This window comes from Herbaspirillum sp., from assembly GCF_017744395.1.
Lineage (GTDB): Bacteria > Pseudomonadota > Gammaproteobacteria > Burkholderiales > Burkholderiaceae_D > Herbaspirillum.
The window spans coordinates 165239-190362 of record NZ_JAGIBI010000003.1 but is presented as its reverse complement, the minus strand read 5'-3'; the positions used below and the strand labels follow the sequence as shown (position 1 = coordinate 190362).

The window sequence follows — 25124 nt, the reverse complement described above, 5'->3', positions numbered from 1 at the left end:
TCCGCCAACTTACTTTTCCCGGCTCTTTCCGAGCCATCGAAACAATTGTCAAATTTCCACGCGCTTGAATCTTTCGGCTCCGGTTTCGTGATGAGCCTGTCGCTCATCGTCGCCATCGGCGCCCAGAACGCCTTCATCCTCAAGCAGGGCATCCGCGGCCAGCATATGTTCCTCGTCTGCCTGCTGTGCGCCGCCGCCGATGCCTTGCTGATCGCCGCCGGCGTCTCCGGTTTCCAGACCTTGCTGCAACGTTTCGACTGGATCGATCCGGTAGCCCGCTATGCCGGCGCCGCCTTCCTGCTGTGGTACGGTTTGCGCAGCCTGCGGGCGGCGCTGGGCAACACCCAGGCCTTGCACGCCAGCAGCGAGGCCGACCAGCCGCTGGCGCGCACGCTGGCGATTTGCCTGGCGCTGACCTTCCTCAACCCGCATGTCTACCTCGACACGGTGGTCCTGATGGGCAGCATCTCCGCGCGTTTTCCGGAACACGGCCTGGCATTCTGGGGCGGCGCATCGCTGGCATCGTTCAGCTTCTTCTTCACGCTGGGCTACGGCGCCAGGCTGCTGCGTCCGCTCTTTGCCCGGCCGCAGGCGTGGAAAGTGCTGGACCTGCTGATCTGCGCCGTCATGTGGTCGATTGCGCTGATGCTGCTGGTGGGAGAATCGGCTTAACCGCCGCCAATCGCCCGCACCACGTCCACCTTGTCGGCCGCCGCCAGCGCGCGCGCCGCCCATTGCTGGGACGGCACCACCTGCCGGTTGACGGCCACCGCCACCGCCTTGCCGCTCAGCTCCAGCGCGGCGATCAATTGCTCCAGCGTGGCGCCGTCCGGCAGCGGGTGCGGCTTTCCGTTCAGTTCGATCTGCATGGCCGCGTCAAGCCTTCGAATAGATCTCGGCGCCCATCTTCACGAATTCGACCGACTTCACTTCCATGCCCTGCTTGAGCGCCTCGATTTCCGAGATGCCTTCCTTGGCCGCGTAGTCGCGCACTTCCTGGGTAATCTTCATCGAGCAGAAGTGCGGGCCGCACATGGAGCAGAAGTGCGCCACCTTGGCCGAGTCCTTGGGCAGGGTCTCGTCGTGGAATTCACGCGCCTTGTCGGGGTCGAGGCCGAGATTGAACTGGTCTTCCCAGCGGAACTCGAAGCGCGCCTTGGACAGCGCGTTGTCGCGGATCTGCGCTCCCGGATGGCCCTTGGCCAGGTCGGCGGCGTGGGCGGCGATCTTGTAGGTGATGATGCCGTCCTTGACGTCGGTCTTGTTGGGCAGGCCCAGGTGTTCCTTGGGCGTCACGTAGCACAGCATGGCGGTGCCGTACCAGCCGATCTGCGCGGCGCCGATGCCGGAGGTGATGTGGTCGTAGCCCGGCGCGATGTCGGTGGTCAACGGCCCCAGCGTGTAGAACGGCGCCTCGTGGCAGTGTTCCAGTTGCAGTTCCATGTTTTCCTTGATCAGGTGCATGGGCACGTGGCCGGGACCTTCGATCATCACCTGCACGTCGTGCTTCCAGGCGATCTGGGTCAGTTCGCCCAGGGTGCGCAGCTCGCCCAGTTGCGCCTCGTCGTTGGCGTCGTAGATCGAGCCGGGACGCAGGCCGTCGCCCAGGCTGAAGCTGACGTCGTAGGCCTTCATGATCTCGCAGATGTCTTCGAAGTGCTCGTAGATGAAGGATTCGCGGTGGTGCGCCAGGCACCACTTGGCCATGATGGAGCCGCCGCGCGAGACGATGCCGGTCATGCGCTTGGCGGTCAGCGGCACGTATTGCAGGCGCACGCCGGCGTGGATGGTGAAGTAGTCCACGCCCTGTTCGGCCTGCTCGATCAGGGTGTCGCGGAAGATTTCCCAGGTCAGGTCTTCGGCCTTGCCGTTGACCTTTTCCAGCGCCTGGTAGATCGGCACGGTGCCGATCGGCACCGGCGAATTGCGGATGATCCACTCGCGCGTCTCGTGGATGTTCTTGCCGGTGGAGAGGTCCATCACGTTGTCGCCGCCCCAGCGGATGGCCCAGGTCATCTTCTCGACTTCCTCGCCGATGGAGGAAGTCACCGCCGAGTTGCCGATGTTGGCGTTGATCTTCACCAGGAAGTTGCGGCCGATGATCATCGGCTCGACTTCCGGGTGGTTGATGTTGGCGGGGATGATGGCGCGGCCGCGCGCCACTTCGTCGCGCACGAACTCGGGCGTGATCTCGGCCGGGATCGAGGCGCCGAAGGATTGGCCGGGATGCTGGCGGCCCATCAGGTCGGACAGCTTGGCGCCCATCGGGCCGGATGCCTTCAACTGTTCCAGGTATTCCTTGCGGCGCAGGTTTTCGCGGATGGCGATGAATTCCATCTCGGGCGTGATGATGCCTTTGCGCGCATAGTGCATCTGCGAGACGTTGCCGCCCGCCTTGGCGCGGCGCGGCTTGCGGTGCAGGTTGAAGCGCAGCTCGGCCAGCGCCGGGTCGTTCAGGCGCTGCTGGCCGTATTCGGAGGTCGGGCCCGGCAGCTCTTCGGTATCGTTGCGCTCAAGAATCCAGGGCAGGCGCGGCGTGTCGAGGCCGGCGCGGATGTCAATCTTCACGTCCGGATCGGTGTACGGGCCGGAGGTGTCGTAGACGTAGATCGGCGGGTTCTTTTCGGAACCGAACATGGCCGGGGTATCGGCCTGGCTGATCTCGCGCATGGGCACGCGGATGTCCGGACGCGAGCCGGTCACGTAGATCTTGCGGGAATTCGGGAGGGGCTGGATCGCTGCCTCGTCGACGGTAGCGGTCGCGGACAGGAATTTCGGGTTGGCATTCATTTTGGCTCCTTTGCTTGATGATTCTTGGCTCGGAGCCAGCAAAGGAGGTTGCGGAAGAAGACGCGGGGCCGAGAGGCCGGAGGTACGTCGTGCTGCCGGTTGCTTCCCTTCGCTGGCATTATCCAGATCAGGTTCAAGGGTATTTCTCACCCGGCTGCCGATGTGCTGGCTGCCAGGACCCCTAGCGTTGACACCTACTGCGATGTCGTGGGGCGGATTCTACACCGATCCTCCGTACCCGCAACACTTGCCCCGCGCCAATACCGACTATTCGCCCCATGCATGAGCGCCCGTCTTGCCCCGCTCCGCCCTTGTGTTGGTTTTTCTGCAATCCCGTGCTGTTTAGCCCGATCGGCGCGCCCTCCCTTATAATGGACGGTTTCGCAAAAATACACGTCAAATCATGGAATTAGCCAAGTCGTTCGAGCCTGCCGAGATTGAAAAATTCTGGCGCGAGGAATGGGAAAAGCGCGGTTACTTCGCCGCCACCACCGACGCCGGCAAGCCGTCGTTCTCCATCCAGCTGCCGCCGCCGAACGTGACCGGCACGCTGCACATGGGCCACGCGTTCAACCAGACCATCATGGACGGCCTGACGCGCTACCACCGCATGCGCGGCTACAACACCGCCTGGATCCCCGGCACCGACCATGCCGGCATCGCCACCCAGATCGTGGTGGAACGCCAGCTCGACGCGCAAAAGATTTCGCGCCACGACCTCGGCCGCGAAAAGTTCGTCGAGAAGGTGTGGGAGTGGAAGGAAAAGTCCGGCTCCACCATCACCGGCCAGATGCGCCGCATGGGCGCCTCGACCGACTGGGACCGCGAATACTTCACGATGGACCCGAAGATGTCCAAGGCCGTCACCGAAGTGTTCGTGCGCCTGTACGAGCAGGGCCTGATCTACCGCGGCAAGCGCCTGGTCAACTGGGATCCGGTGCTGGGCACCGCGGTGTCCGACCTGGAAGTGGTGTCGGAGGAAGAAGACGGCTCGATGTGGCACATCAAGTACCCGCTGGCCGACGGCAGCGGCACCATCACGGTCGCCACCACCCGCCCGGAAACCATGCTGGGTGACGTCGCCGTGGCGGTCGATCCGACCGACGAGCGCTATGCCGCGCTGGTGGGCAAGATGCTCAAGCTGCCGCTGGTCGGCCGCGAGATCCCCATCATCAAGGATGAATACGTCGACAAGGAATTCGGCACCGGCTGCGTGAAGATCACCCCGGCGCACGACTTCAACGACTACCAGGTCGGCGCCCGCCACAACCTGGACAAGATCAGCGTGTTCACGCTGGACGCCAAGATCAACGAGAACTCGCCCGAGAAATACCGCGGCCTCGACCGCTTCGAAGCGCGCAAGCAGATCGTGGCCGACCTCGAAGCGCTGGGCCTGCTGGAACTGGTCAAGCCGCACAAGCTGATGGTGCCGCGCGGCGACCGTACCGGCGTGGTGATCGAGCCGATGCTGACCGACCAGTGGTTCGTGGCGATGAGCAAGCCGGCGCCGGAAGGCACCTACTTCCCCGGCAAGTCGATCGCCGAAACCGCGCTGGAGAAGGTTGCTTCCGGCGAGATCAAGTTCGTGCCTGAGAACTGGACCAACACCTACAACCAGTGGCTCAACAACATCCAGGACTGGTGCATCTCGCGCCAGCTGTGGTGGGGCCACCAGATCCCGGCGTGGTACGACGAAGAGGGCAACATCTACGTCGCGCGCAGCGAGGAAGAAGCCCGCGCGCAAGCCGGCGGCAAAGCCGTCACGCGCGATGCGGACGTGCTCGACACCTGGTTCTCCTCGGCGCTGGTGCCGTTCTCCACGCTGGGCTGGCCGGAAGAGACGCCGGACTACAAGCTGTTCCTGCCATCGTCGGTCCTGGTGACCGGCTTCGACATCATCTTCTTCTGGGTGGCGCGCATGGTCATGATGACCACGCACTTCACCGGCAAGGTGCCGTTCGACACCGTCTATGTGCACGGCCTGGTGCGCGACGGCAGCGGCCAGAAGATGTCCAAGTCCAAGGGCAACACGCTGGACCCGATCGACCTGATCGACGGCATCGGCGTGGATGAACTGGTGGCCAAGCGCACCAGCGGCCTGATGAACCCGAAGCAGGCAGCCAGCATCGAGAAAGCCACCCGCAAGGAGTTCGCCGACGGCATCCCGGCCTTCGGCACCGATGCGCTGCGCTTCACCTTCGCCTCGCTGGCGACGCTGGGCCGCAACATCAACTTCGACCTGAACCGCTGCGAAGGCTACCGCAATTTCTGCAACAAGCTGTGGAACGCCACCCGCTTCGTGCTGATGAACACCGAAGGCCAGGACTGCGGCTTCGACGGTCATGTGAAGGGCGTGTGCGACAAGGAAAAGCTGCAGTTCTCGCAAGCCGACCGCTGGATCGTGTCGCTGCTGCAGCGTACCGAAGCCGAAGTGGCGAAGGGCTTCGCCGACTACCGCTTCGACAACATCGCCACCGCCATCTACAAGTTCGTCTGGGACGAGTACTGCGACTGGTACCTGGAAATGGCCAAGGCCCAGATCCAGACCGGCAACGAGGCGCAGCAGCGCGCCACCCGCCGCACCCTGCTGCGCGTGCTGGAAGTGATCCTGCGCCTGGCGCACCCGGTGCTGCCGTTCATCACCGAGCAGCTGTGGCAGACCGTGGCGCCGATGACCGACAAGAAGCTCGACCCGGCCGGCGACTCGATCATGCGCCAGCCGTATCCGCAAGCCGACCTGGACAAGGTCGACGCCGAAGCCGAAGCCTGGATGGCGCAGTTCAAGTCGCTCACCGACGCCTGCCGCAACCTGCGCGGCGAGATGCAACTGGCGCCGTCGCTGCGCGTGCCGCTGATCATGGAAGCGGCCGATGCGTCGGCGGTGCAGTCCTTCCTGCCCTACCTGCAGGGCCTGGTGCGCCTGTCGGAAACGCAGGTGGTGGCGCAGTTGCCGGAGTCGCCGGCGCCAGTGGCCATCGTCGGCGACGTCAAGCTGATGCTGAAGGTTGAAATCGACGTGGCCGCCGAACGCGAGCGCCTGGGCAAGGAAATTACCCGCCTGACCGGCGAGATCGCCAAGGCCAACGGCAAGCTGTCCAACGAAAGCTTCGTGGCGCGCGCGCCGGAAGCGGTGGTGGCACAGGAGAAGGAACGCCTGGCGACCTTCACCGCTACGGTAGAAAAACTGCAGGAGCAGTTGGCGAAGCTGAAGTAAGTTTCACTTCCGGCGCCAACAGAAAAGCCGCCGTCCTTTACGGGACGGCGGCTTTTGTTTTTGCCGCGCCTGGCTTATCCCGGGCAACAGTCTTGCCGTGCTATTTTTATCGCTTGCCCTGCGCGTCCGGCTTGACTACACTGAGTCGAAAAAATTAGAACAATCGTGCTTTTAATTGCAAATATCGACCGGAGACAACCATGAACACCAAGGCTTCCCCCACCTCCTTTTCCCGCCTTGCCGCTGCCGGCATGCTGATGGCCGGCCTGCTGGCATCCGCCGGCGCCTGGGCCGACGGCTCCCCCGTCGGCCTGTGGAAGAACATCGACGACGCCACCGGCAAACCCAAGGCGCTGATCCGCATCACCGAGAACAACGGCGAACTGTCGGGCAAGATCGAGAAACTGTTCCGCGCTCCGGAAGAAGACCAGAACCCAGTCTGCGAAAAGTGCGAAGGCGAGCTGAAGGGCAAGCCCATCGTCGGCATGACCATCCTCACCGGGCTGAAGAAGGATGGCGACGAGTACAACGGCGGCCAGATCCTAGACCCGTCCAACGGCAAGCTCTACAAGAGCAAGCTGACGGTGATCGAAGACGGCAAGAAGCTCAACGTGCGCGGCTACATCGGCATGCCGATGCTGGGACGCACGCAGACCTGGGTGCGCGAGGAATAAGCGCCGCGCTGTCGTCCACGACAGTACAAATGCAAACGGCAACGAAAGATTCGTTGCCGTTTTGTTTTGGACGCGCGTTCCTTAACGTCCTGACTGGAACTTCTGCACGCAGCGATCAAGCTCGCGTGCGAACGCACGGCCATCGCTCTGGCTGAAGGCCGGCGGACCGCCGGTTTCCATGCCGCTGCTGCGCAGTTCTTCCATGAAATTTCGCATGCTCAGGTGGTGGCGGATGTTGTCCGCGGTATAGAGTTCGCCGCGCGGATTGAGCGCCGCGCCGCCTTTGGCCACGACCTCGGCCGCCAGCGGGATATCGGCGGTGATGACCAGGTCGCCGGGCTGCGCCAGCTTGACGATTTCGCGGTCGGCCACGTCGAAGCCGGCCGGCACCACAATCGATTTGATATAGCGCGAAGGTGGCGTGCGCAAGCCACGGTTGGCGACCAAAGTCACGACGATGCCGGTACGGTCCGCCACGCGGAACAGCATCTCCTTGATGACGCCCGGGCAGGCGTCGGCATCAACCCAGATCTGCATGGAAGACGTCCGCCGCGAACGCGGCGGCGCACGGCATTGTGTGCAAGTTCAAACGAAGGAAACGGTCAGGCCCGGCAGCGTGACGCCGGAAAACGCCGTGACCCAGGTCTGGCCCGGTTCGATCGGCAAGGCGTCGGTCCAGGTGCCGGTGGTGATGATCTCGCCGGCCTGCAACTGGCGGAACTGGGACTGCTTCTGCAGCAGCTGGTGCAGGTGCCACAGGGCGTGCAGCGGGCTGTCCATCTCGTCGTTGCAGAAACCGGCGGCGCGCAGCACGCTGGACGACTCGGTGTTGCAAGACAGCGAGACGGTGGCGCTGGCCAGGATCTGCGACAGGTGGTGGCGCGTGCCGGAGGACAGCACGTGCGGCTCGCCGATGATCAGCGTGCCGTGCAGGCCGAAGGCGGCGATCGAATCGGCCACCGTGAATTCCCAGTTGGCGAAGGGGCACACCACGATCTCGAAACCGTGCGCCATCCATTCCAGGCAATCGGCCAGCTCGTCCAGCGTGGCGCCGGGCGCTGGCGTCTTGCCCAGCTTGAAGACGATCTCGGGTTCGATGCGCGGCTGCACCGCGCCGGCCAGCGATTGCGTGCCATGGTTGTCGTCGGCGAAGCGCACGGTGGTGTCGAACACCGGCGACCAGATCGGCGTGCGGGTGTCGTCGGTAACGCCGTAGCGCGACCACGACTTGCGCACCGAGAAGCCGATCTTGCGCCCGACCGGCTGTTCGCCTTGCGCCACGCGAATATTGTGGATGCGGTAGGCGATGTCGTAGGCATCCTCGACCGACAGCGGCTCGGTCTTGGAGAGCAGGGGAATCAGCCTGGAGTTGGCCCGCGCATCGAGCAATTGATGCGCATAGCGGCTGGCTTGGCTCGACATTAGCATGAGAGGCTCACATCGAAAGATAGTGAATAGCTATCCATTGTCGATGACGATTAGTTTTCGCACAAGTAAAAACTCGCTTTTATCGCGCTTTATCGGCCTTCATGCAAAAAAATCATGTGATTGACATGTTTCATGCAAACCAGCCTTACGTATCCTGCAACAATCGTCGCACCGACCGGGAATCGACAACGCCGCGGCCGGATCGTTGCCGGATCAGTTGCCCCACAGGTCGCCGGTAGGGCTGGTGCGCGGGGCGGCGACGCCGAAATGCTGGTAGGCCGCCGGGGTGGCGATGCGCCCGCGCGGCGTGCGCTGCAGGAAGCCTTGCTGGATCAGGTAGGGTTCCAGCACATCCTCGATGGTGTCGCGCTCTTCGCCGATGGCAGCGGCCAGGTTGTCCAGCCCGACCGGGCCGCCGCTGAACTTGAACAGTACCGCTTCGAGCAGCTTGCGGTCCATCAGGTCGAAGCCGACCGGGTCGACGTCCAGCATCACCAGCGCCGCATCGGCCATCTCGCGCGTGATCTTGCCGCTGCCCTTGACCTCGGCATAGTCGCGCACGCGGCGCAGCAGGCGGTTGGCGATGCGCGGGGTGCCACGGCTGCGCTTGGCGATTTCCAGCGCGCCGTCCTCGACGATGGGGGCATTCAGCAGCCCGGCGCTGCGCGTGACGATGCGCGCCAGCTCGGGCGGAGTGTAGAACTCCAGCCGGGCGACGATGCCGAAGCGGTCGCGCAGCGGGTTGGTCAGCATGCCGGCGCGGGTGGTGGCGCCGACCAGCGTGAAGGGCTGCAGGTCGAGGCGCACCGAGCGCGCGGCAGGACCTTCGCCAATCATGATGTCGATCTGGTAGTCCTCCAGCGCCGGGTAGAGGATTTCCTCCACCACCGGCGACATGCGGTGGATCTCGTCGATGAACAGGACGTCGTTGGCTTCCAGGTTGGTCAAGAGCGCCGCCAGGTCGCCGGCGCGCTCCAGCACCGGGCCGGAGGTCTGGCGCAGGTTCACGCCCATCTCGCGCGCGATGATGTGCGCCATGGTGGTCTTGCCCAGACCCGGCGGGCCGAACAGCAAGGTATGGTCGAGCGGCTCGCCGCGCCCGCGCGCGGCCGAGATGAAGATCTCCAGCTGGCTGCGCACCTTCTCCTGGCCGACGTATTCGTCGAGCTGCTTGGGGCGCAGGGCGCGCTCGATCGCCTCCTCGTTGGCCGAAGCCGGCGTGGCGGCGATGATGCGCTGTTCGGAAAAGTCGTCGGTCTGGATACTCATGCGCCGGCCCCTTATGCTTTAGACAAGGCCTTGAGCGCGTGCTTGATGCCGTCGGACACGCTGGCGTCCTTGGGCACCTGCTTCATCGCCAACGCCGCTTCCTTGTCGGAATAGCCCAGCGCCAGCAGCGCGTTGAGGATGTCGGCGGAGGCATCGGTATGCACGACGCCGCCGACCGCACCGAGGTCGGCGCCGAGCTTGCCCTTGAGTTCCAGCAGCAGGCGCTCGGCGGTCTTCTTGCCGATGCCCGGCACGCGGGTCAGGCGGCCGGCTTCCTGCAGCGTCACCGCCTGCGCCAGGTCGGCCACCGACATGCCCGACAGGATCGCCAGCGCGGTGCGCGCGCCGACGCCGGAAATCTTGATCAGCTCCTTGAACGTGTTGCGCTCTTCGGCGCTGCCGAAGCCGAACAGGATGTGGGCGTCCTCGCGGATCGCCAGGTGAGTCAGCAGCACCACCTTCTCGCCCAGCGCGGGCAGGTTGTAGAAGGTGCTCATCGGCACCGCGACCTCGTAGCCGACGCCATTGCAGTCGACCAGCAGATTCGGGGGATTTTTTTCGAACAGGGTTCCGGAGAGGCGACCGATCATGGCGAGAATATGTTGGGCGTTGGTATCAACGATAATCACCGAATGATACAGTACTGTTTGGATAAACAGTATCCCGCCTCGTCCGGCGACACCCGCCGGAAGGCATATAAAAAGGAAAAAGATGGCAGGCAGCAGTTTTTTCGCCCTGATCGACGATATCGCTTCGATCCTGGACGACGTTTCCGTGATGGCCAAGGTCGCGGCCAAAAAAACCGCCGGCGTGCTGGGCGACGACCTGGCCCTGAACGCCCAGCAGCTGACCGGCGTGAATGCCGACCGCGAACTGCCGGTGGTGTGGGCGGTGGCCCTGGGCTCGCTGAAGAACAAGGCGATCCTGGTGCCGGCGGCGCTGGCCATCAGCGCCTTCATCCCGTGGGCGGTGACGCCGCTGTTGATGCTGGGCGGCGCCTTCCTGTGCTTCGAAGGCTTCGAAAAGCTGGCGCACAAATACCTGCCGCATGGCGCAGAGGAAGAGCATCACGCCGTGGCAGAACCAGCCGCCACCGACCCGGCGGCCTATGAGCAGGACAAGATCAAAAGCGCCATCCGCACCGACTTCATCCTCTCGGCCGAAATCATCGCCATCACCCTGGGCGCCGTGGCCGGGGCATCGCTGCAGCAGCAGATCACGGTGCTGGCCGGCATCGCGCTGGTCATGACGGCGGGGGTGTACGGCATCGTCGCGGCCATCGTCAAGCTCGACGACGGCGGACTCTATCTGCTGCGCACGGCCGGCGCCGGCGCGTTCGGGCGCCTCAAGGAAAAAATGGGACGCGCCATCCTGACGGCGGCGCCGGCCATGATGCGCAGCCTGTCGGTAATCGGCACCGTGGCCATGTTCATGGTGGGCGGCGGCATCCTGACGCACGGCCTGCCGTTCGCGCACCACGGCATCGCGGCGGCGGCGGCAAGCATGGCCGGCGTGCCGGCCGTCGGCGGCGCGCTGGCCGCATTGGCGCCGGCGGTGCTCGATGCCGTGTTCGGCGTGGTGGCGGGAGGTGTGGTGTTGCTTGCGGTAGAAGCGATCAAGCGTGTTCTTGCATTGGTGAGAAGACCGGCACAGTAACTATCACCGTCGTCCTGACGAAAGTCAGGACCCAGCGTCGTTCAACGGCCATCGATACGCAACGGAAGCCACTGGATCCCGGCCTGCGCCGGGATGACGGCGGAAAGAATACGGCTTCATCCGACCAACCGTCCGCCGCGCATACGCAACCCCTTCTTCGCCAGCCCCGGCGCCAGCGTCCCCAGGTTGGCCAGCACATCGCCGCCATGCGCATGGCAGATCGCCACGCCCAGCGCGTCGGCGGCGTCGGTGCCGGGCAAGCCCGGCAACTGCAGCAGCCGCGCCACCATTTCCTGCACCTGCGCCTTCTGCGCCCGGCCGTGGCCGGCCACCGCCTGCTTGATCTGCAAGGCAGTGTATTCGGCCACCGCCAGATCGGCGCTGACCAGCGCGCAGATCGCCGCGCCGCGGGCCTGCCCCAGCAGCAAGGTGGATTGCGGGTTGACGTTGACGAACACCTTTTCGATGGCCGCGCAATCGGGCGCATAGGTGCGCACCACTTCGGAGACGCTGTCCAGGATCACCTTGAGCCGCTGCGGCAAGTCGCCGTCGGGCGTCTTGACGGTGCCTGAGGCGATGTAGGAAAGCTTGTTGCCCTGCTTGCGGATCACGCCGAAACCGGTGGTGCGCAAGCCAGGGTCGATGCCGAGGATTTTCATGCCGCCAGTCTAACCGATCACGGCGTGGCCGCCTTCAGCGCCTGCGCCTGGCGCACCCATTGCTGCACCGACGGGCGCTGCCATTGGTGCCGGGCGTATTGCTGCAACTCCGGCGGCAAGGGATCGCCGTGCAACGCCAGGCGATTGAGCATCAGCGCCAGGTCGGTGTCGGCGATGCACCAGTCGTCGAACAGGTTCTGCTTCCCGCCCAGCAGGCTTTGCGCGGCCGACACCAGCTTGCCGGCCGCCGCCCTGGCTGCTTCCGACAAGGGCGCGAAACCTTCGCCATAGAACACCACTTCGGTCGGCCGCTCCTGGCGGATCGGCATCAGGTCGCTGCGCAGCCAGGCCTGCACCTCGCGTGCCCTGGCGCGCTGCCTGACATCAGCCGGATACACCGCGCGGTGCGCCGGCGCCGGGAAGCGTTCTTCCAGGTATTCGGCAATCGCGGTCGACTCGGCCAGGTGGAAACCGCCATCCGACAAGGTCGGCACGCGCCGCGTCAGCGACACGCTGGCGTAATCGGCGCCATGGTTCTGCCGCGCGGCAAGGTCGATCGTCCGCAACTCGAACGGCAATGCCTTCTCGGTCAGCACGACGAAGGCCGACATGGCGTAAGGGCTGATGAACTGGGCATCGACATAGAGTTGCAGTTGCGGTGTATCCAAGCGGTTCTCCCTGATGGTCTGGTATGGACATACATTAAAGCAAAACGCCCGGCATTGCCGGGCGTTTTCGATCGCATGACTGCCAGCGGATCAGTGGCGGAAGTGGCGGGTGCCGGTCAGCAGCATCACCACGCCGCGCTCGTTGGCGGCGTCGATCACTTCCTGGTCGCGCATGGAGCCGCCCGGATGGATCACGCAGGTCGCGCCCGCATCGACCACCACGTCCAGGCCGTCGCGGAACGGGAAGAAGGCGTCCGACGCCACGGCCGAACCGGCCAGGGTCAGGCCGGCGTTGGCCGCCTTGATCGAGGCGATGCGCGCGGAGTCGATGCGGCTCATCTGGCCGGCGCCCACGCCGAGCGTCATGCCGTTGCCGCAGAACACGATGGCGTTCGACTTGACGAACTTGGCCACGCGCCAGGCGAACATCAGGTCTTGCAGTTGCTGCGGCGTGGGCTGCAGCTTGCTGACGACCTTCACTTCCGGCAGCAGCACGTTCTTGGCGTCAGGCGACTGCACCAGCAGGCCGCCGCCGACGCGCTTGAAGTCGTAGGTATTCAGGCCATTGCCCAGCGGGATTTCCAGCAAGCGCACGTTCTGCTTGGCGGCGAAGATCTTCTTGGCTTCGTCCGAGAACGCGGGCGCGATCAGCACTTCCACGAATTGCTTGGCCACCGCTTCGGCCGCCGCGCCGTCCAGCGGACGGTTGAAGGCGATGATGCCGCCAAAGGCCGAGGTCGGGTCGGTCTGCAGGGCCTTGCTGTAGGCTTCCAGCGGGTTGGCGCCGACCGCCACGCCGCAGGGGTTGGCGTGCTTGATGATGACGCAGGCGGCGTTCTCGGCGGCGTCGAAGGTCTTCACGCATTCCCAGGCGGCGTCGGCGTCGGCGATGTTGTTGAACGACAGTTCCTTGCCCTGCAGCTGGGTGTAGTTGGCCAGCGCGCCGTCGACCTTCTTGACGTCGCGGTAGAAGGCGGCGCTCTGATGCGGGTTCTCGCCGTAGCGCATGTCCTGCACCTTTTCGAAATGCAGGTTCAGGGTGTCGGGATAGGCGCTGCGGGTGGCGTGCTGCTTGTCTTCACCCAGCGAGGTGAAGTAGTTGGTGATGGCGCCGTCGTATTGCGCGGTGTGGGCGAAGACCTTCTTGGCCAGCGCAAAGCGCTTTTCATACGGCAGGTCGCCGCCGGCCTTCAGGTCGGCCAGCACTCCATCGTAGTCGCTCGGGTCGCAGATCACCACCACGTCCTTGTGGTTCTTGGCCGATGAACGCAGCATGGCCGGGCCGCCGATGTCGATGTTCTCGATCGCGTCTTCCAGCGAGCACTCTTCCTTGGCCACGGTCTGCTGGAACGGGTACAGGTTCACCACCACCATGTCGATGGTCGGGATGGCGTGCTTTTCCAGCGCGGCCACGTGCTCGGGGAAATCGCGGCGCGCCAGGATGCCGCCGTGCACCTTTGGATGCAGCGTCTTGACGCGGCCATCCAGCATTTCCGGGAAACCGGTGTAGTCGGCCACTTCGGTGACCTTCAGGCCGTTGTCGGCCAGCAGCTTGGCGGTGCCGCCGGTGGACAGGATGTTGACGCCCATGGCGGACAGCGCGCGCGCGAATTCGAGCACGCCTGCCTTGTCGGATACGGAAATGAGTGCTTGTTTGATCATGGTAGGCAAGACTGGAGATGGAAGATAAAAACCCGGGAAACCGTTGAAGGAATAACTTGGATCAGGCCGCTCAGAGCAGGCCGTGCTGCTGCAATTTCTTGCGCAGCGTATTGCGGTTGATGCCGAGGATTTCGGCGGCCTGCGACTGGTTGCCTTCGGCGCGCGCCATCACGGTCTCGAAGACCGGCTTTTCGACCGTCGCCAGCACCATGTCGTAGACGTTGGTAGGCAATTGCTCGCCCAGATCCCGGAAATATTTTTCCAGGCTCTTCTTGACGACATCCTCAATGCTTTCTTTGCTCATTCTTTGTTGCTTCTGTTTTTATCGGCGCCGCCGCGGCCGCACGCAATCTGATGTTGCGTCCCCCGTGGACTGGTTGGTTTGCAGCGATGCCGTGCTGTTGATCAATTTGCGCGTCCAGCGCATCCGATTCGTTTCACTTACTGTTTCGCGAGGGAAAACGCCTCCCTCGACACCCGGAAAATCAGGCGGCAAGCGGCTCTTCGGAGAAGCCGTATTGTAACCGCTCGCCGTAGGCCGCCTGCCCCGCGAAGAAATTGCGTACCGCCCTGAGCTGTTCGGCGCAATTCTCGATGCGGTTCATGCCGCGGCGGAAATCCTCGCCGCCGGGCAAGTCGCGCACATACCATCCGATATGCTTGCGCGCCGTGCGCACGCCGAGGTAATCGCCGTAGAACGCGTAATGCGCCTGCAGATGCTCGTCCATCAATTGCTCGACTTCGGTCACCAGCGGCGCCGGCAGGTAAGTGCCGGTTTCCAGGAAATGCGCGATCTCGCGGAAGATCCACGGCCGCCCCTGGGCGGCGCGGCCGACCATGACGGCGTCGGCGCCGGTGACGCGCAGGACTTCGCGCGCCTTCTCGGGCGAGGTGATGTCGCCGTTGGCGACCACCGGGATCTTCACCGCCGCCTTGACCGCCGCGATGGTCTCGTACTCGGCCTCGCCGCTGTAGCCGTCGGCGCGGGTGCGGCCGTGCAGCGTCAGCATGGCGATGCCGCTTTGCTCGGCCCGCGCGGCGATCTTCAGCGCGTTCTTGTTGGCGCGATCCCAGCCGGTGCGAAACTTCAAGGTCACCGGCACGTCGACCGCGCCCACCACCGCATCGAGGATGCGGGCCACCAGTTCTTCGTCCTGCAGCAGGGCCGAACCGCACCAGCTGTTGCAGACCTTCTTGACCGGGCAGCCCATGTTGATGTCGATGATCTGGGCGCCGCGCTCGACGTTGTACTTCGCGCAATCGGCCAGCATGGCGGGATCGGCGCCGGCGATCTGCACCGCCTTGGGCTCCATCTCGCCATCGTGGTTGATGCGGCGCGAAGTCTTCTCGCTCTGCCACAGCCGCGGATCGGAAGCGGCCATTTCGGACACGGCGTATCCCGCGCCCAGTTGCTTGCACAACTGGCGGAAAGGACGGTCCGTCACGCCCGCCATGGGGGCGACGAACACGTTGTTTCGCAAGGAATACGGTCCAATGTTCACGAATCGGATTGGGGGAAATGCGGGGAAGGGCGCTATTTTAGCGCGATTGCGGACGGCGCCCAACTAGATTTGGGCGCCGTTACATCTCAGTGCGGGGATTTGCAGCTGTTCAATTATTGAGCAGAACCGGCTTATTGACGAAACGGCAATCCGGGTTTGCGCAAATCGTTTGCGGATATCCTGCAACGGCGTTTTTCATCGGGCAAATAGTGGCGAACGGCGCTCAAAAAAGCAGCAGTCCGTCTTCGCTACGCTTTACCTGAACAACAAAGCAGCCGCGCTCGATTGTTGCCGGGACGACTCAGCGGTCGACTTCGTCCAGCGTCTCGCGGTCGAGGTGGCCGATCTCGCCCCAGGAACGGATGCGCGCACGCTCGCCGTCCCAATGCAGGCGGTTGACGCTGGCGTTGAAGATATCGAAGGTGCGCGGCTGCACGAACTCGGTGCCGCTGGCCCAGTGGTGGATGCATTCGAGCACGCCGCCGTGGGTGACGATGGCGACCTTGCGGTACTTGCCGCCGGCGACGATACGCTGCACGGCATCGACCGAGCGCTGGTAGAACTCGCGCATGGTCTCGGCTTCGCGCTCGCCGGCCGGATAGCGGGCGTCAGGCTCGCGCGCCTTCCAGACCCGGTAGGCCTCCGGATATTTTTCCTCGATGTCGGGATGGCGCAAGCCTTCGAAGGCGCCATAGCAGCGCTCGCGCAGGCCGGCGTCGATACCCACCGGCAGCCCGGCCGCATCGGCCACGGCCTGGGCGGTGGCGCGCGCGCGTTGCAGATCGCTGGCGAACACGGCATCGATCCCCTCGTCGGCCAGCACTTCGCCCAGCGCCGCCACCTGGCGCCGGCCGGCTTCGTTCAGGGGGATATCGATATGGCCTTGCAGGCGCTTGTCGATGTTCCAGTCGGTTTCGCCGTGGCGGATGACAAGTATCTCGGTCATGCTCACCTGGCCGCGGATGGGTTGAGCCAATACAAACCCTGGATCGACGCCTGCGCCAGCACATGGTCGCGCAGCGCGGTCAGCACCACCGCACCCTCCAGGTTGCCGGTCAGCGGCAATTGGGCGACGTCCAGCGCGTACAGCGTGAAGATGTAGCGGTGCACCAGCGCGTCGTTCCACGGCGGGCAAGGACCGTCGTAGCCGAAATAGTCGCCGCGCATGTCGCCGTCGCCGGCGAACCAGCCGGTGTAGTCGTTGAGGCCCTGGCGCGCGCCAGGCATGGTGTCGCCCAGCACTGCCGGGCCCGGCTTGCCGCGCGCGGTGATGCCGTTGCTGAACTGGCCGGCCTGGATCTGGGTGACGCCCGGGGGAATATCGATCAGCGTCCAATGGTAGAAATCGACCCGCGGCAGGTCCGGCGGCACGGTCTTACCTTCCTGGTTGACGTCGTCGCCGCGCGAAGGCACGTCGGGATCGTGCATCACCAGCGCCAGCGACTTGGTGCCGGCCGGCAGGTCGCTCCAGGCGAAATGGGGATTGCGGTTGGAGGACAATGCGACATGGGTCTTGGGATCGGCCACCGCAAAGGCGAACTCGCCGGGGATGGCCTCGCCATCCTTGAAAGAATCGCTCCAGAATTTCATGTCACTTACCTCCTGAGAAAAATGGGCCGGATGCCAATGTCATCCATGGATGAAAGGATGAGATAAGGGCAAGAACAACAGCTTCAATCCCTCACCGCATGTGCTAAACCTTGGGCTTGACCTGCAGCCAGAACGTGACCGGGCCGTCGTTGGTCAACGACACTTTCATGTCGGCGCCGAAACGGCCGGTGCCGACACGCCCGTCACCATGACGGTTGCGCGCCTGCCCGACAAAATGGTCGAACAATTGCCGCCCGACATCGGGCGTCGCCGCCGGCGTGAAGGACGGCCGCGTGCCCGAATTGGTGTCGGCCGCCAGCGTGAACTGCGGCACCAGCAACAGACCGCCTTGCACGTCGGCAACGCTGCGGTTCATCTTGCCGGCCTCGTCGGCGAACACGCGGTAGGCCAACAGCTTGCCCAGCAGCGCATCGGCTTCGGCCGCGGTGTCGTTGCGCTCGGCGCAGACCAGCACCATCAGGCCGGCATCGATCGCGCCTATGGTTTCACCATCCACTACGACAGCCGCCTGGCTGACTCGTTGCAACAAAGCGATCATGCGGCGCTGCGCTTACGCCAGTGTGACGCGCGCGAACTTGCGCTTGCCGACCTGCACCACGAACTGCCCGGCCTCGACCTTGAGGCCCTTGTCGCTGATGACCGTACCGTCGATGCGCACGCCGCCCTGCTCCACCATGCGCAAGGCTTCCGAGGTGGAAGCGCACAGGTTGGTTTGCTTCAACAGCTGGCCGATGCCCAACGGCGCGCCCGCCAGCGACACTTCCGGGATGTCGTCCGGGATGCCGCCCTTGGAGCGGTTGACGAAGTCGGCCAGCGCGTCTTCCGCGGCCTGCTGCGAATGGAAACGGGCCACGATTTCCTGCGCCAGCGCGACCTTGATGTCGCGCGGGTTCTTGCCGGCTTCGACCTCGGCCTTGAAGGCGGCGATCTCGGCGATCGAGCGGAACGACAGCAGGTCGTAGTAGCGCCACATCATCACGTCGGAAATGCTCATCACCTTGGCGAACATGGTGTTGGCAGGTTCGGTGATGCCGATGTAGTTGCCCTTGGACTTGGACATCTTTTCCACGCCGTCCAGGCCTTCCAGCAGCGGCATGGTCAGGATGCACTGCGGCTCCTGGCCGTAATCCTTTTGCAACTCGCGGCCCACCAGCAGGTTGAACTTCTGGTCGGTGCCGCCCAGTTCCAGGTCGGCCTTCAAGGCCACCGAGTCGTAGCCCTGCATCAGCGGGTAGAGGAATTCGTGCACCGAGATCGGGGTGCCTTCCTTGAAGCGCTTGGTGAAGTCGTCGCGCTCCATCATGCGCGCCACGGTATAGCGCGACGCCAGCTGGATCATGCCGCGGCTGCCCAGCGGGTCGCACCATTCGGAGTTGTAGCGGATCTCGGTCCTGGCCGGGTCCAGCACCAGGCTGGCCTGGGCGAAATAGGTCTTGGCATTGATCTCGATCTGCTCGCGGGTCAGCGGCGGGCGGGTGGCGTTGCGGCCGGACGGGTCGCCGATCATCGAGGTGAAGTCGCCGATCAGGAAGATCACCTGGTGGCCCAGGTTCTGCAGCTGGCGCATCTTGTTGAGCACCACGGTATGGCCCAGGTGCAGGTCGGGCGCGGTCGGGTCCAGCCCCAGCTTGATGCGCAGCGGCTGGCCGCTTTGCTCGGAACGCGCCAGCTTCTGCGCGAACTCGCTTTCGATCAGCAGCTCATCCACGCCGCGCTTGGCGATCGCCAGCGCCTCCAGGACGTTATCGGAGAGCGGCAAGGAGGCGCCGGAAGCGGCTTGGGCGGAGAGGGTAGACTGTTCGGCGTTCATCGATATAACTAAAAAATAGGCTTTGTAGGACAGTGCGGCGAAGTCGTATTGCTATAATCCGGACTTTCGTTTTTCTGCTGAGCGCCTCGACGCGGCCTTCAGAGCTCAGTCAGCAGAAAGTGCATTCACATCTGTTCGGGATGTTGCGCAAATACAATACGGCGGTTCGGGCAGCGGGGGGACAGTAACGCTGCGCAAACCGGTGGGCGCGGTTTTCCGGAACAGAACCTCAGATTTTAACGTATTGCATGTTCCCACAAGATAAATTCAAGCGCGTCACGTCCCGATGCATCTCCACCCTCCAGTCCTGCCACCACAAAATCTCGGGCTCCTCGCCTAAGACCCGCATCGTCGGCGCCAGCGCCTTGTTCCTGGCCGCGTTCACGATCGGCGCCGCCGGTTTCGCCCCGGCCGAGCCCGACCTGAAGGATGCGCCGGTCAACCCGATTTCCAAGGAACTGGCCTTGCCTGATTTGCAACAGCAGATCAGCGCGCTGGAAGACAACGCCCAGTACTACGTCAACGAAGAAAAGGTGCGCACCGGCGACACGCTGGCCACCCTGCTCAACCGCCTGGGCGTGGATGACGATGAAGCCGCCAGCTTCATCAAGTCCGACACCCTGGCGCGCTCGGTCATGCAGTTGCGCGCAGGCAAGCGCGTGGTCGCCAAGACCGACGAGAACGGCGAGCTGGTCAGCCTCTCGGCCACCCTCGATGACGGCGGCGACACCCCGCGCAACCTGGTGATTTCGCGCGAAGGCGAACACTTCAAGGCCGATGCCGTACCGGCCACGCTGGAGCGCCGCGTCGAGATGCGCGCCGGGGTCATCTTCTCCTCCCTGTTCGCCGCCACCGATACCGCCCAGATCCCGGACGCCATCGCCCTGCAGCTGGTCGACATGTTCGCCACCAACATCAACTTCGCCGCCGACCTGCGTCGCGGCGACCGTTTCAATGTCGTTTATGAAACTTTCTGGCAGAACGGCGACCTGGTGCGCACCGGCCGCGTGCTGGCCGGCGAATTCGACAATGCCGGCAACCGCTACCAGGCGGTCTGGTTCAGCGACCCGGCCAGCAAGACCGGCGGGGGCGGCTACTACGCCTTCGACGGCAAGTCGCTGAAGAAAGCCTTCCTGAAGTCGCCGCTGGCCTTCACCCGTATCTCCTCCGGCTTCTCGATGCGCCTGCACCCGATCCTGGGCAAGTGGAAGCAGCACACCGGCGTCGATTTCGCCGCCCCCACCGGCACCCCGATCCATGCCGCCGCCGATGGCGTGATCGACTTCGTCGGCAAGCAGAACGGCTACGGCAACATCGTCGTGGTCAAGCACTGGAGCGGCTACTCCACCGCCTACGGCCACATGAGCCGCTTCGCCGCCGGCCTCAAGAAAGGCATGAAGGTCAGCCAGAGCGATGTGATCGGTTATGTCGGCATGACCGGCTGGGCCACCGGCCCGCACCTGCACTACGAGTTCCGCGTCAACAATGTGCCGCGCAATCCGCTGTCGGTGGACGTGCCCAACAACCAGGCGCTGAACGGCCAGCAGCTGCAGCGCTTCCGCGCCGTGGCGGCCGACATGCAGCACCGCATGGCGATGCTGCGCGTGCCGGGCGCGCCGGACGTGAAGCTGGCGTCGAAGTAATCACGCTTGGCCACATCCCTCGGGGCGGCGCTGTAGAATCAGCGACCGCCCTTTTCTTTTTTGCGCGCCATGCCTGATTCCGTTTCCTCCCTCTACATCGGCCTGATGTCCGGCACCAGCCTCGACGGCGTCGACGGCGTGCTGGCCTCGTTCACGCCCGGCAGCGACAGCATTTCCGCGACGCTGGCCGCCGCCTACGTGCCCTTCCCCGAACACCTGCGCGCCGACCTGATGGCGCTGCAGGCGGCCGGCCCCAACGAGATCGAGCGCGAAGCGCTGGCGGCCAATGCGCTGGCCGTGCACTACGCCGACTGCGTGGCGCAACTGCTGCGGCAAACCGGCCGCAATGCCGCCGACATCCGCATGGTGGGCGTGCACGGCCAGACCATCCGCCATCGTCCGGAACTGGGCTTCACGCGCCAGACCAACAATCCGGCACTGCTGGCGGAGCTGTGCAATATCGACGTGGCGGCCGATTTCCGCAGCCGCGACGTCGCCGCCGGCGGCCAGGGCGCGCCGCTGGTGCCGGCCTTCCATCGCGCGCTGTTCGGCGACGACCGCCAGTCGCGCGTGGTGGTCAACATCGGCGGCATCGCCAACGTCAGCATCCTGCCGGCCGGCGCCGGCCAGGCCACCTACGGCTTCGACACCGGCCCCGGCAATGCCCTGATGGATGCCTGGATCAAGCTGCACCGCGGGCAGCACTACGACGCCGACGGCGACTGGGGCGCATCGGGGAAAGTGCACGAGGGATTGCTGGCGCGGTTGCGCGATGAGAATTTCTTCCGACTGGCGCCGCCCAAGAGCTCGGGCCGCGACCTGTTCCACATGGATTGGCTGCAGGCGGCACTGCAAAAGACCGGGGAAGCGGTCGCGCCGGCCGACGTGCAAGCCACGCTGGCGATGCTGACCGCCGGCACCATCGCCGACGCCATCGCCGCCCATGCGCCGGATGCGCAACAGGTTTACGTCTGCGGCGGCGGCGCCGAGAACCGCTTCCTGATGCGCCTGCTGCAACAGGCGCTGCAAGGGCGCGCCGGAGTGCAATCCACGGCGGCGCTGGGCATCGCTCCCAACCAGGTGGAGGCGCTGGCCTTCGCCTGGCTGGCGCGCCGCTTCGACCTGCGCCTGCCGGGCAACCTGCCGGCCGTCACCGGAGCGCGCGGATTGCGCGTACTGGGCGCGCTGTATCCGGCATGAGGCTGCGCGGCCGGCAATAAAAAATCCCCCGTCGCTTGATCGGGGGATTTTTTTTATCCATGAACAGGCTCTCAGTAGCGCGAAATCCGGCCATCCTCCAGGCGCACATGGTCGCCGACGCGGAAGTCGGTACTGTCCTGTTCGGAGAAAGTCTGCAGGGAACCGTCGTCCATGCGCACGCGGATGTTGTAGAGCTGCCGGGCCACGGCGTTGTTGCGCTGGATCTGGCCGCCCGCGGCTACATAGGCGCCGGCCGCGCCCTTGCTTTCCTGATGCGTCGCCTCGATGGATTCGACCACCCCGGCGCCGGCATCGGAGGCCTGGGCCGCCATGCGCTGGTAGTTCTGCCCGGGCGGCGCCAGGGCGGTATTGGACTGGAGCTCCGAGCAGCCGAGCAACACGCCGGCGAAGCTCAGGCTGACGATGGCCAGCGAACAATAATGATGCCGCATGTGCCGCATGAAGCTCTCCTGACAATCTGTGCCGAAGGTATCAGTGTGCGCCATCCGCATGGCGCATTGCATAGGAAAACGGCGTGATCGGCCGTCGGAAAAACAGAAACGTCGCCGGCGGCAGACAGCCGCCGGTTCGCGAGAGATTCAGTTGAGCCAGCCGCGGCGGCGGAAATACCAGAACGGTGCGATCGCCGAGCCGACCATCATCAGGATCGCCAGCGGGTAGCCCAGGCCCCAGTCCAGCTCCGGCATCCACTTGAAGTTCATGCCGTAGATGCTGGCAATCAGCGTCGGCGGCAGGAACGCCACCGAGGCCACCGAGAATATCTTGATGATCTTGTTCTGGTTGATGTTGATGAAGCCGACGGTGGCGTCCATCAGGAAGTTGATCTTGTCGAACAGGAAGGCGGTGTGGCCGTCCAGCGATTCGATGTCGCGCAGGATCTGGCGCGCATCCTCGAACTGCTCCGAACTCAGCAGCCGGCCGCGCATCAGGAAGCTGACCGCGCGCCGGGTGTCCATCATGTTGCGGCGGATGCGGCCGTTCAAGTCCTCTTCGTGGGCGATGGTGTTGAGCACCGCGGCGGCGTCCTGGTCGGACAGGCTCTTCTTGAGCACGCTGGTGCTGACCGCCTCCAGCTTCTGGTAGATGCCTTCGAGCGCATCGGCGGAATATTCGGCATCGGTCTCATACAGATCCAGCAACACGTCGCGATAGTCGCCGATGGAGCCTGGGCGGGAACGCGCCCGCATGCGCACCAGGCGGAACACCGGCAAGTCTTCCGAATGCACCGAAAACAGGATGTTGCGCGCCAGGATGAACGCCACCGTCATGGTGGAGGAAGCATCGTCATCGCCCTCGAACAGGAAGTCGGTGCGCAAGTGCAGGTCGCCGTTCTCCGCTTCGAAATAGCGGGCCGAGGCTTCGATGTCGCTGAATTCGTCTTCGTCCGGCAGGGTCACGCCATAGATGCTCTTGACCCAGGCGCGCTCCTCGTCGCTCGGCTCGCGCAGGTCGACCCAGACCGGCGAGACCTGTTCCAGATCGGCGCGGCTGTCGATGTTGACCTGGTTGAGTCGTCCGTTTTGCAACACGAATACATTAATCATGGGGGCTCACTGGCTGGAACGCAGGGGATGGCGCGGCGGGCGCCGCATCTGTCCGGTGTCCGGGCTGGCCGGAACGTGCGCAAGTGTACGTTCAACGATTGCGCCAGGCAAGCGCGGCGCGCGACAGTGCATTGATGTCACGCGCCTGTCATCGGATCGGTCCGAAGGCCGGGGGTATCAGGGATGCGCCGGCGGCAAGGTAGCGGCGTTCATGCGCCGCAGGATCAGCCCGGTGCGGGCCGCCAAGTAGCCGGAACCGCGGTTCTTGTCATAGAAACGCGGGCGCGGCAGCATCACCGCCAGGCGCGCCGCCTGCTCCGCCCCAAGCCCGGCGGCCGAGGTATGGAAATAGTGCTGGGCGGCCGCCTCGGCGCCGAAGACGCCGTTGCCCCATTCGACCACGTTCAGGTAAATCTCGAAAATACGTTGCTTGTCCATCAAGAATTCAAGCATGTACGTGATGATGAATTCCTGCCCCTTGCGCAGGTAGCTGCGCTGGCCCGAGAGGAACAGGTTCTTCGCCAGCTGCTGGGTGATGGTGGAGCCGCCGGCCACCACCTTGCCCTTCTTCTCGTTCTTCTCGTAGGCCTTTTGCAGGGCATCCCAGTCGACGCCGTCGTGCTCGGAGAAATTGGAATCCTCGGAGGCGATGATGGCGCGCTTGAGGTTGTTGGAAATGCGGTTGTACGGCACCCACTTGAACTGCAGCTGGGCATTCGGATTTTTCTCGCGCAGCAGCGACAACTGCTGGCGCATGAAGCTGGTGGAGCCGGGATTATGGTCCACCCACCACCAGATCTGCACGAAGAAATACGCCTGCAGCAACAGCACGCAGGCGATGGGCAGGAGGATGATCCAGAGGAGCAGCTTGCGTAGGGATTTCATGTGGCTGGTCGCGTCGATGCCCCGGACTTATTCGGCCAACTGGCGGCGCAGGCTGGCGAAGACTTCCGACGTGTCGGGCCGCACCCCGCGCCACAGCAGGAAGGCTTCGGCGGCCTGCTCGACCAGCATGCCCAGGCCGTCGCGGGCGAGGGCGCCATGCTCCTGCGCGCTCTGCATGAATACCGTCGGCTGGCGGCCGTACATCATGTCGTAGGCCAGCGTCTCGGAGCCGTACACGCCGGCCGGCAATGGCGGCAGGTCGGCGTTCAGGCTGGCCGAGGTGGCGTTGACGATCAGGTCGAACGGGCCGTCAAGGTCGGCATAGGCGGCGCTCCTGACCGGCCCGTACTGGGCGAACTGCGCGGCCAGCTCATCGGCCTTGGCAACAGTCCGGTTGGCGACCACCAGCTCGGACGGCCGCTGCTCCAGCAAGGGCCCGAGCGCCCCGCGCGAGGCGCCGCCGGCGCCCAGCAGGAGGATGCGCCGGCCCGCCAGCGACAAGCCGGCATTGGCCGTGATGTCGGTCACCAGGCCGGCGCCGTCGGTATTGTCGCCATAGATTTCCGCGCCGTCGAACTTGAGCGTATTGACCGCGCCGGCCAGCCGCGCGCGCTCCGACAGGCGGTCGGCCAGGGCATGCGCTTCCAGCTTGAACGGCAGCGTGACATTGGCGCCGCGCCCGCCGTTGCGCCGGAACACCTGCACGCTGGCCTTGAAGCCGTGCAGCGGCGCCAGCAAGCGCTCATACTGCAGCGCCTGCCCGGTCTGGGCAGCGAACTGCGCGTGGATCTCGGGGGATTTGCTGTGTGCAATCGGATTGCCGATGACGACGTATGCATCCATGTTGGTCCGCCTGTTCCGGTATTTGCCTGTCTTGTTGTTGATCGC

The 25124-nt window shown here is 64.4% G+C and carries 25 protein-coding genes and 1 riboswitch; of the genes, 6 read left to right on the top strand and 19 right to left on the bottom strand.

Features of this window, described 5'->3' with window-relative positions; genetic code table 11:
• Positions 1 to 90: 90 nt before the first annotated feature.
• On the top strand, positions 91 to 672 hold the full coding sequence (locus J7548_RS09690; RefSeq protein ID WP_290973829.1) for a LysE/ArgO family amino acid transporter: 582 nt from the start codon (positions 91 to 93) through the stop codon (positions 670 to 672).
• Here the strand turns inward: J7548_RS09690 and thiS are convergent.
• On the bottom strand, positions 669 to 869 hold the full coding sequence (gene thiS / locus J7548_RS09685; protein WP_290973826.1) for a sulfur carrier protein ThiS: 201 nt from the start codon (positions 867 to 869) through the stop codon (positions 669 to 671). The two genes, J7548_RS09690 and thiS, sit on opposite strands and share 4 nt — an antisense overlap.
• A 7-nt stretch (positions 870 to 876) precedes the next feature.
• Entirely contained in the window at positions 877 to 2790 is a 1914-nt protein-coding gene (gene thiC / locus J7548_RS09680) for a phosphomethylpyrimidine synthase ThiC (RefSeq protein WP_290973823.1), read from the bottom strand.
• Between the two features lie 87 nt (positions 2791 to 2877).
• A riboswitch (TPP riboswitch) is annotated at positions 2878 to 2983 on the bottom strand.
• 210 nt (positions 2984 to 3193) lie between these two features.
• On the opposite strand from thiC, the gene J7548_RS09675 reads away from it, so the two are divergent.
• The gene (locus J7548_RS09675; protein WP_290973820.1) at positions 3194 to 6004 is read left to right on the top strand and encodes a valine--tRNA ligase; all 2811 of its coding nucleotides are present in this window, start codon (positions 3194 to 3196) and stop codon (positions 6002 to 6004) included.
• Between the two features lie 200 nt (positions 6005 to 6204).
• A complete protein-coding gene (locus tag J7548_RS09670; protein WP_290973817.1) occupies positions 6205 to 6678 on the top strand; it encodes a DUF2147 domain-containing protein in 474 nt (157 codons plus the stop codon).
• Positions 6679 to 6759: 81 nt separating this feature from the next.
• On the opposite strand, the gene J7548_RS09665 is transcribed toward J7548_RS09670, so the two are convergent.
• The 4 genes from J7548_RS09665 to ruvA all read right to left on the bottom strand — a co-directional run bounded on the left by J7548_RS09665 (position 6760) and on the right by ruvA (position 9965).
• On the bottom strand, positions 6760 to 7215 hold the full coding sequence (locus J7548_RS09665) for a YaiI/YqxD family protein (RefSeq protein ID WP_290973814.1): 456 nt from the start codon (positions 7213 to 7215) through the stop codon (positions 6760 to 6762).
• A gap of 48 nt (positions 7216 to 7263) precedes the next feature.
• Entirely contained in the window at positions 7264 to 8106 is an 843-nt protein-coding gene (locus J7548_RS09660) for a fumarylacetoacetate hydrolase family protein (protein ID WP_290973811.1), read from the bottom strand.
• A gap of 213 nt (positions 8107 to 8319) precedes the next feature.
• Positions 8320 to 9375, bottom strand: coding sequence for a Holliday junction branch migration DNA helicase RuvB (gene ruvB / locus J7548_RS09655; protein WP_290973809.1), 1056 nt, complete (start codon positions 9373 to 9375; stop codon positions 8320 to 8322).
• A gap of 11 nt (positions 9376 to 9386) precedes the next feature.
• Positions 9387 to 9965 (bottom strand): Holliday junction branch migration protein RuvA, encoded by a 579-nt coding sequence (gene ruvA, locus J7548_RS09650; protein ID WP_290973806.1) that lies wholly within the window; start codon positions 9963 to 9965, stop codon positions 9387 to 9389.
• A 121-nt stretch (positions 9966 to 10086) separates the two neighbouring features.
• Between ruvA and J7548_RS09645 the strand changes: the two genes are divergently transcribed.
• Positions 10087 to 11031: a DUF808 domain-containing protein gene (locus J7548_RS09645; RefSeq protein WP_290973803.1), complete on the top strand. Its 945-nt coding sequence runs from the start codon at positions 10087 to 10089 to the stop codon at positions 11029 to 11031.
• A gap of 116 nt (positions 11032 to 11147) precedes the next feature.
• Here the strand turns inward: J7548_RS09645 and ruvC are convergent, their stop codons facing one another.
• From ruvC to tyrS, 9 genes are all read right to left on the bottom strand, one after another.
• On the bottom strand, positions 11148 to 11690 hold the full coding sequence (gene ruvC, locus J7548_RS09640) for a crossover junction endodeoxyribonuclease RuvC (RefSeq protein ID WP_290973800.1): 543 nt from the start codon (positions 11688 to 11690) through the stop codon (positions 11148 to 11150).
• Between the two features lie 17 nt (positions 11691 to 11707).
• Positions 11708 to 12358, bottom strand: a complete 651-nt coding sequence (yfcF, locus tag J7548_RS09635) for a glutathione transferase (RefSeq protein ID WP_290973798.1) — start codon at positions 12356 to 12358, stop codon at positions 11708 to 11710.
• Between the two features lie 90 nt (positions 12359 to 12448).
• The gene (gene purH / locus J7548_RS09630) at positions 12449 to 14020 is read right to left on the bottom strand and encodes a bifunctional phosphoribosylaminoimidazolecarboxamide formyltransferase/IMP cyclohydrolase (RefSeq protein WP_290973795.1); all 1572 of its coding nucleotides are present in this window, start codon (positions 14018 to 14020) and stop codon (positions 12449 to 12451) included.
• Between the two features lie 70 nt (positions 14021 to 14090).
• Positions 14091 to 14324, bottom strand: coding sequence for a Fis family transcriptional regulator (locus J7548_RS09625; RefSeq protein WP_006463627.1), 234 nt, complete (start codon positions 14322 to 14324; stop codon positions 14091 to 14093).
• Positions 14325 to 14505: 181 nt separating this feature from the next.
• Positions 14506 to 15522: a tRNA dihydrouridine synthase DusB gene (gene dusB, locus J7548_RS09620; protein ID WP_290973788.1), complete on the bottom strand. Its 1017-nt coding sequence runs from the start codon at positions 15520 to 15522 to the stop codon at positions 14506 to 14508.
• Between the two features lie 301 nt (positions 15523 to 15823).
• Positions 15824 to 16468, bottom strand: coding sequence for a histidine phosphatase family protein (locus J7548_RS09615; RefSeq protein ID WP_290973785.1), 645 nt, complete (start codon positions 16466 to 16468; stop codon positions 15824 to 15826).
• Positions 16469 to 16470: 2 nt separating this feature from the next.
• Positions 16471 to 17112, bottom strand: a complete 642-nt coding sequence (locus tag J7548_RS09610; protein WP_290973782.1) for a YbhB/YbcL family Raf kinase inhibitor-like protein — start codon at positions 17110 to 17112, stop codon at positions 16471 to 16473.
• A gap of 103 nt (positions 17113 to 17215) precedes the next feature.
• Positions 17216 to 17671 carry a D-aminoacyl-tRNA deacylase gene (gene dtd / locus J7548_RS09605; RefSeq protein WP_290973779.1) on the bottom strand — a complete coding sequence of 152 codons (456 nt, stop codon included), beginning with the start codon at positions 17669 to 17671 and terminating at the stop codon, positions 17216 to 17218.
• Between the two features lie 12 nt (positions 17672 to 17683).
• The gene (gene tyrS / locus J7548_RS09600) at positions 17684 to 18943 is read right to left on the bottom strand and encodes a tyrosine--tRNA ligase (RefSeq protein WP_290973776.1); all 1260 of its coding nucleotides are present in this window, start codon (positions 18941 to 18943) and stop codon (positions 17684 to 17686) included.
• 248 nt (positions 18944 to 19191) lie between these two features.
• Between tyrS and J7548_RS09595 the strand changes: the two genes are divergently transcribed.
• Both J7548_RS09595 and J7548_RS09590 read left to right on the top strand, forming a co-directional pair.
• Positions 19192 to 20586, top strand: a complete 1395-nt coding sequence (locus J7548_RS09595; RefSeq protein ID WP_290973773.1) for a M23 family metallopeptidase — start codon at positions 19192 to 19194, stop codon at positions 20584 to 20586.
• Positions 20587 to 20655: 69 nt separating this feature from the next.
• Positions 20656 to 21786 carry an anhydro-N-acetylmuramic acid kinase gene (locus J7548_RS09590; RefSeq protein ID WP_290973770.1) on the top strand — a complete coding sequence of 377 codons (1131 nt, stop codon included), beginning with the start codon at positions 20656 to 20658 and terminating at the stop codon, positions 21784 to 21786.
• A gap of 71 nt (positions 21787 to 21857) precedes the next feature.
• Here J7548_RS09590 and J7548_RS09585 read toward each other — a convergent pair whose 3' ends face one another.
• The 4 genes from J7548_RS09585 to aroE all read right to left on the bottom strand — a co-directional run bounded on the left by J7548_RS09585 (position 21858) and on the right by aroE (position 25079).
• A complete protein-coding gene (locus tag J7548_RS09585) occupies positions 21858 to 22238 on the bottom strand; it encodes a hypothetical protein (protein WP_290973767.1) in 381 nt (126 codons plus the stop codon).
• A gap of 147 nt (positions 22239 to 22385) precedes the next feature.
• Entirely contained in the window at positions 22386 to 23351 is a 966-nt protein-coding gene (gene corA / locus J7548_RS09580) for a magnesium/cobalt transporter CorA (protein ID WP_290973765.1), read from the bottom strand.
• A gap of 177 nt (positions 23352 to 23528) precedes the next feature.
• Positions 23529 to 24236, bottom strand: a complete 708-nt coding sequence (gene mtgA, locus J7548_RS09575) for a monofunctional biosynthetic peptidoglycan transglycosylase (protein WP_290973763.1) — start codon at positions 24234 to 24236, stop codon at positions 23529 to 23531.
• A gap of 27 nt (positions 24237 to 24263) precedes the next feature.
• A complete protein-coding gene (gene aroE, locus J7548_RS09570; RefSeq protein ID WP_290973761.1) occupies positions 24264 to 25079 on the bottom strand; it encodes a shikimate dehydrogenase in 816 nt (271 codons plus the stop codon).
• Positions 25080 to 25124 lie beyond the last annotated feature (45 nt).

Bases quoted from the DNA above. Each gene is read 5' to 3' on its own strand.
- tyrS (WP_290973776.1), bottom strand. From the start codon at position 18,943: ATGAACGCCGAACAGTCTACCCTCTCCGCCCAAGCCGCTTCCGGCGCC.
- purH (WP_290973795.1), bottom strand. From the start codon at position 14,020: ATGATCAAACAAGCACTCATTTCCGTATCCGACAAGGCAGGCGTGCTC.
- mtgA (WP_290973763.1), bottom strand. From the start codon at position 24,236: ATGAAATCCCTACGCAAGCTGCTCCTCTGGATCATCCTCCTGCCCATC.
- ruvB (WP_290973809.1), bottom strand. From the start codon at position 9,375: ATGAGTATCCAGACCGACGACTTTTCCGAACAGCGCATCATCGCCGCC.
- J7548_RS09590 (WP_290973770.1), top strand. From the start codon at position 20,656: ATGCCTGATTCCGTTTCCTCCCTCTACATCGGCCTGATGTCCGGCACC.
- J7548_RS09625 (WP_006463627.1), bottom strand. From the start codon at position 14,324: ATGAGCAAAGAAAGCATTGAGGATGTCGTCAAGAAGAGCCTGGAAAAA.
- ruvA (WP_290973806.1), bottom strand. From the start codon at position 9,965: ATGATCGGTCGCCTCTCCGGAACCCTGTTCGAAAAAAATCCCCCGAAT.
- dtd (WP_290973779.1), bottom strand. From the start codon at position 17,671: ATGATCGCTTTGTTGCAACGAGTCAGCCAGGCGGCTGTCGTAGTGGAT.
- J7548_RS09645 (WP_290973803.1), top strand. From the start codon at position 10,087: ATGGCAGGCAGCAGTTTTTTCGCCCTGATCGACGATATCGCTTCGATC.
- thiS (WP_290973826.1), bottom strand. From the start codon at position 869: ATGCAGATCGAACTGAACGGAAAGCCGCACCCGCTGCCGGACGGCGCC.
- J7548_RS09595 (WP_290973773.1), top strand. From the start codon at position 19,192: ATGTTCCCACAAGATAAATTCAAGCGCGTCACGTCCCGATGCATCTCC.
- J7548_RS09665 (WP_290973814.1), bottom strand. From the start codon at position 7,215: ATGCAGATCTGGGTTGATGCCGACGCCTGCCCGGGCGTCATCAAGGAG.
- J7548_RS09670 (WP_290973817.1), top strand. From the start codon at position 6,205: ATGAACACCAAGGCTTCCCCCACCTCCTTTTCCCGCCTTGCCGCTGCC.
- J7548_RS09610 (WP_290973782.1), bottom strand. From the start codon at position 17,112: ATGAAATTCTGGAGCGATTCTTTCAAGGATGGCGAGGCCATCCCCGGC.
- J7548_RS09615 (WP_290973785.1), bottom strand. From the start codon at position 16,468: ATGACCGAGATACTTGTCATCCGCCACGGCGAAACCGACTGGAACATC.
- aroE (WP_290973761.1), bottom strand. From the start codon at position 25,079: ATGGATGCATACGTCGTCATCGGCAATCCGATTGCACACAGCAAATCC.
- thiC (WP_290973823.1), bottom strand. From the start codon at position 2,790: ATGAATGCCAACCCGAAATTCCTGTCCGCGACCGCTACCGTCGACGAG.
- J7548_RS09690 (WP_290973829.1), top strand. From the start codon at position 91: ATGAGCCTGTCGCTCATCGTCGCCATCGGCGCCCAGAACGCCTTCATC.
- J7548_RS09660 (WP_290973811.1), bottom strand. From the start codon at position 8,106: ATGCTAATGTCGAGCCAAGCCAGCCGCTATGCGCATCAATTGCTCGAT.
- corA (WP_290973765.1), bottom strand. From the start codon at position 23,351: ATGATTAATGTATTCGTGTTGCAAAACGGACGACTCAACCAGGTCAAC.
- J7548_RS09675 (WP_290973820.1), top strand. From the start codon at position 3,194: ATGGAATTAGCCAAGTCGTTCGAGCCTGCCGAGATTGAAAAATTCTGG.
- J7548_RS09585 (WP_290973767.1), bottom strand. From the start codon at position 22,238: ATGCGGCATCATTATTGTTCGCTGGCCATCGTCAGCCTGAGCTTCGCC.
- ruvC (WP_290973800.1), bottom strand. From the start codon at position 11,690: ATGAAAATCCTCGGCATCGACCCTGGCTTGCGCACCACCGGTTTCGGC.